Annotated in this window: 4 protein-coding genes; all 4 read left to right on the top strand. The window is 69.6% G+C overall.

The window, feature by feature from the left end; all coding sequences use genetic code 11:
- Nucleotides 1-206: 206 nt before the first annotated feature.
- Nucleotides 207-1,451 (top strand): cytochrome P450, encoded by a 1,245-nt coding sequence (locus tag AN218_RS08620; RefSeq protein ID WP_070016177.1) that lies wholly within the window; start codon nucleotides 207-209, stop codon nucleotides 1,449-1,451.
- A 168-nt stretch (nucleotides 1,452-1,619) separates the two neighbouring features.
- Nucleotides 1,620-1,907 carry a hypothetical protein gene (locus AN218_RS08615; protein ID WP_070016175.1) on the top strand — a complete coding sequence of 96 codons (288 nt, stop codon included), beginning with the start codon at nucleotides 1,620-1,622 and terminating at the stop codon, nucleotides 1,905-1,907.
- A gap of 700 nt (nucleotides 1,908-2,607) precedes the next feature.
- Nucleotides 2,608-3,810 (top strand): IS110 family RNA-guided transposase, encoded by a 1,203-nt coding sequence (locus tag AN218_RS08610; RefSeq protein WP_070016176.1) that lies wholly within the window; start codon nucleotides 2,608-2,610, stop codon nucleotides 3,808-3,810.
- A 413-nt stretch (nucleotides 3,811-4,223) separates the two neighbouring features.
- The coding region (locus AN218_RS08605) for an Ig-like domain-containing protein (protein WP_141747517.1) at nucleotides 4,224-5,466 on the top strand (1,243 nt) is incomplete at its 3' end.

Raw genomic sequence — 5,466 nt, 5'->3', positions numbered from 1 at the left:
CGGTTCCAAGCTGCTGGCGGAGACTCGCCGTCCCGCCGGCGCACCGGCCGCGGGGCGATCCGTTCCGAGCGACTGGAGCACCGACGATGCCACCGCGCACCGAACCCGCGCCCGCTGCCGCCTCCGCGGCCTCACCAGACTCCCCCGCACCCGTGCCCGCGGCCTCTTCCGCGGCCGCGCCCACGTCCGCGCCCACGTCCGCGTCCGTGCCGCCCGAGGCGAACCTCGCCGACCCGGGCTTCTGGCAACTGCCGCACGCCCAGCGGCACGAGGTCTTCGCGGCACTGCGCCGCGAGGAGGCGCCCGTCTGGTTCCCGTATCCGCAGCACGCCCTGCGCAAGCGCCAACGGCCGGGCTTCTACGCCCTCGTGAGGCACGAGCACGTACGGGAGGCCAGCCGTAACACGACGGTCTTCGGCAGCGCGCCGGGCGTCACGACGCCCCACCCCGCGGCATGGGTGAAGGCGCTCTTCGGGGAGTCCATGGTCAACCTCGACGGACGCGACCACACCAGACTGCGGAAGATCATCTCGCGGGCCTTCAGTCCCCGGCTGCTCTCGGGCACCGAGAAGGACATCGAGGAGGTCGTCGCGTCCGTGGTGGACGAGGCCGTGCGGCACCCCTCCCGCGAGTTCGTGACCGCCGTCGCCTCCCTGGTGCCCTTCGAGGTGGTGTGCAACATGATGGGCATCCCCCGGCGGCACCGTCCCCGCATCCTGGCGCAGCTCAACGACGCCTCGGAGGACATCGGCGTACGGCGCGGCGCACGCGCCCGGTTCCGGGTGCCCGGCAAGGGGCTGCGGGCGCTGGCCCGAATGCATGTGATGATCGCGATGCTCGCGCGGGAGCGCCGGCGCCGCCCCGCCGACGACCTCATCTCCGCGCTGGTCTCCGCGGACGTCGACGGACAGCGGCTCGACAGCCGCCAACTGGGCGCGTTCTTCACGCTGTTGATGGTCGCCGGGGTGGAGACGACCCGTAACGCGATCTCGCACGGGCTCGCGCTGCTCAGCGCGCACCCGGAGCAACGCGAGCTGTGGGAGGGCGACTTCGAGAAGTACGCGGACAGTGCGGTGGAGGAGATCGTGCGCTGCTCGACGCCGATCATCCAGTTCCGCCGCACGCTGCGCACCGACCATGTGATGGGCGGCCGTACCTTGCGCGAGGGTGAGACGGTGGCGCTCTACTACGCCTCCGCCAACCGCGACGAGTCCGTCTTCACCGACCCCGGCGCCTTCGACATCACCCGCGACCCCAACCCGCATCTGGGCTACGGCGGCGGAGGCCCGCACCACTGCCTCGGCGCCCATCTGGCACGGCAGGAACTCAAGGCGCTCTTCCGGGTGTTGCTCTCCGACTCCGTCGCGATGCGGGCCGTGGGGGCGCCGGATCTGGTGCCCTCCAGCTTCGACAACCGGGTGCGCTCGCTGGAGTTCGGCCTCGGGCGGTAGACGGCGGCGGTTCCGCGGGCGGCCGTTGCGCGGGCGGCGGGTTCCGTGGGCGGCGGTTCCGTGGGCGGCGGCGGGGCGGATGCGGGGAAACGCCGAATGCCCCCGTCCGCCCCGTGAACGAGCCGGGCGCCGACTGCCGTTGACGTTCCGTCTCCGTACGATGAATTCATGAATGGTGTGGAGTTCCTTCTCGCACTCGGCATCACTTGTCGTACAACCCGATTCATAACCAAGGACACGCTCGCCGCCGGATTCCGTTCGTGGACGGCCGGACGGTTCGGCGAAGACTCCAAACCGGCCTATCTCGTCACCTGCGGCTGGTGCACGAGTATGTGGGTCTCCGCGGCGGTCGTTCCCGTCGCCTGGGCCGCGGGGAACACGCTCGCATTCCAGGCGGTGGCCGCCGCTTTCTCGCTCTCGTATCTGAGCGGTCTGGCGTCGGACTGGCTCGACTGACCGGTTCGTTGCATCCCGCTCAGGGGAGAAGAACCTCAGACGGGCCGGGCGCCGTTGTCCGGCCGGAGGAGGAAAGCGCGATGGCATGCAATTGCGGCGGCGGGCGTGCCCGCCGGAGAGCCGAAGTGCACCGGCTGATTCTGCCGAACGGCACCGTCCGGGATTACGCGACCCGGCAGGAGGCGCTCGCGGCCAGGAACCGGATGGGAGGCACCGGCAGAATAGTCGTCGTGAACCGCTAGAGCCCGTACGGCAGTTGGGCCCACGCTTATCAGGCGTCCACGAACGCGCGGCGCCCTTCGGCGGATTTCCGTACGCGTACTCGTTTCCGTACTCACCGGCGTCCTCCGCCCCTTCAGGGGCCGGGGGACGCACTGCTGCGCGGGTGAAGCAGCCCCGCGGACGGCCGGGTCGGGGCGGGCAACGCGCTGGTGACGGGCCCGGCCGCCTCCTCCTCTCCTCCCCCCCTTACCTTCTTCGTGGCCTCGCAATGGGGCTCCCGGTCTCTGGAGCTGGCATGACTGAGTCCCCCTGTCGAGTGCATGGCCTGGGGGGTGGTGTCACCGGCTTCGGAGGCACTGACAGACCGCTGATTAGGGACATGACCACCGGCTTCTGTGCGGGTCGGGAGGCTCTTCGTAATGTGGATGTGGCGATCGGTGCCGTGGGACGGCCGGGCGGGTACGACCGGAGAGTGCACGTGATCGACACCAGTGACATCGGCGTCTTCCTCGGCCTGGATGTCGGTAAGGGCGAACACCACGCCACTGCCGTCACCTCTGCTGGGAAGAAGGCCTTCGACAAGCGGCTTCCCAACAGCGAGCCCAAACTCCGCGAGGTCTTCGGCAAGTTGAAGACCAAGCACAGCACCGTCCTGGTCGTGGTCGACCAGCCCGCTTCGATCGGTGCCCTGCCACTTGCTGTGGCCCGGGACATGGGCTGCCAGGTCGCCTATCTGCCCGGCCTGACGATGCGGCGGATCGCCGACCTCTACCCCGGCGAGGCCAAGACCGACGCCCGCGACGCGTTCGTCATCGCGGACGCGGCCCGGTCGATGCCGCACACTCTGCGGTCGATCGAGCTCGAAGACGAGACCATCGCGGAGCTGGAGATGATCGTCGGGTTCGACGACGACCTCGCCGGCGAGGCCACGCGCATCAGCAACCGCCTGCGGGGGCTGCTGACACAGATCCACCCGTCCCTGGAACGGGTGTTGGGCCCGCGGGTGCAGCACCCGGCCGTACTGAAACTGCTCGACCAGTTCGGTTCCCCGGCCCGGATCCGCAAGGCCGGACGTCGGCGGCTGATCAGCTTGATGCGGCCGAAGGCACCGCGGATGGCCGAGCGCCTGGTCGAGGACATCTTCACCGCGCTCGATGAACAGACCGTCATCGTTCCCGGTACTGACGCTGCCGCGCTCATCGTCCCCAGCCTGGCCGGCTCCCTGACCTCCGTGCTCGATCAGCGAAAACTCCTCGCGGCCAGGATCGAGGAACTGCTGGAGGCCCACCCTCTTTCCCAGGTCCTGACGTCCATGCCCGGCATTGGCGTCAGGACCGGAGCCCGCATCCTCATCGACGTCGGCGACGGATCGAGTTTCCCCTCCGCCGCCCACCTCGCGGCCTACGCCGGCCTCGCACCCGCGACACGGAGCTCCGGCTCCTCGATCCGCGGCGAACAACCCTCCAGGCGCGGGAACAAGCAGCTCAAACGAGCTTTCTTCCTGTCCGCCTTCGCAGCCCTGGCCGAACAGGCCTCCAGGACCTACTACGACAAGAAGATCGCCCAGGGAAAGCACCACACCCAAGCCCTCCTCTGCCTCGCCAGACGACGAGCCGACGTGCTCTTCGCCATGCTCCGCGACGGCACCTTCTACGACCCCAAACCCGCCCCCACCAGTTGACGAAACCCATAGGGACACCCCCCCCCGGCGTTCCCTGTGGGCGCCGCGAACGTGCCCTGCTCGCCTGGCAGTTCTGCCTCTGCAGGGCCGTCGTACGACCGTCCCCTCTCAACTCCCGGCGCACTGCGCCCTGTTGGCGCTTGACGCGGGAAAAGGGCGATGGGGCGTGGAACGGGCGCCCCGTCGCAGCGCATTCGGAATTCCCTGTGCGCCCCTTCTGCGGAAGGACCGCTCTTGACAACCGTCCGGCACCGGGCCGCCGTCCGTCGCATGACGGACTTTACGGGGAACGGAAAGAACGTCCGTCGACGCCGGTGAACAACTCCCTTTCACGGGCGGCCTGTTGGGAATCGGCGCAGGGGCGCATTCGACGGGCTCGGACAGCGCACGGGACATCTCCGCTCGTACCGGCGATGCCGCGGCGGGCTGTCCCGCCGTTCCCTATCGACGGAGGGCGCGGCCGAAATCCCGTACCAGGCAACGGTATTCGGCTCGATTCCCCCGGGTTTTCGGACATCGTGAAGGGAACAGCGGTGGCCGGGCTGCGGCGAAACCGCGCCCCTTCACCCCCGCATGCGCTCCGCCGTACGAGGGTTTCCGGCGCCGCACGTCTGGCCCAACGGCGCCGTCCGGTCGCTTACTTGAATCACCGCCAGGTGGATTTCCTCCAGCTCCCCGCCCGGGACGATCCTCCGCTGCGCGAAATGTATCGGCTGCATCCACGACCGGATTCTGAAAGGGGCCTGACCATGGCCGTTTCCACCACCTCGATAACCTCGGCGCCCGACCCGTCGGTCTGCGGCGAGACGGTCACCTTCACCGCGACGGTGAGCGCGGTACCACCGGACACCGGGACGCCGACCGGCACCGTCACGTTCATCATCAGCGACGACGGGCCGTCGATCGTCGTGCCGCTCGACGGCTCCGGTCAGGCGCAGGCCACCGTCGACGACCTGAGCGTGGGCGTGCACCAGGCGATCGCCGTGTACAGCGGCGACGAGGAGTTCGACCCCTCGTCCTCGCCGCTGGACAACCACACGGTCAACGCGGCCGACACGACGCTGGACGTGACGGCGACCCCGGATCCGTCGGTCTGCGGCGAGAGCGTCGAGCTGTGCGCGACGGCCACCATCGACCCGCCCGGCTCCGGCACCCCCACGGGGACGGTCACCTTCACCGGACCCGGCGGATTCTCCGAGACCGCCACCCTGGACGTGGACGGCACGGCCTGTGTCACCACGACGGAACTCGTCACCGGCACCGTCACGGCCGACTACGAGGGCGACGACTGTTCGGGGCCGGCGACGGCCACGACTACCGTCACCGTCGACCAGGGGACGAGCACGACCACCGTCACGGCCGTTCCCGATCCGTCGGTCTGCGGCGAGACCGTACAGCTCTGTGCGACGGTCGCCATCGATCCGCCCGGCTCCGGAATCGCCACCNGGCCAGGCCTGCATCACCACCACCGAACTCGCCACCGGCACCGTCACCGCCACCTACGGCGGCGACACCTGTGCCGCGGGGTCGTCCGGCAGCGTCGCCGTCACCGTGAACCAGGCCGCGTCGACGACCGTTCTGACGCCCATCGACCCGTCCGTCTGCGGGGAGAGCGTGCAGCTCTGCGCGACGGTCACCATCGATCCGCCCGGCTCC

Source organism: Streptomyces nanshensis (genome assembly GCF_001751255.1).
GTDB lineage: Bacteria > Actinomycetota > Actinomycetes > Streptomycetales > Streptomycetaceae > Streptomyces > Streptomyces nanshensis_A.
The sequence above is the reverse complement of the archived record's forward strand: the minus strand, read 5'-3'. Positions and strand labels throughout refer to the sequence as shown.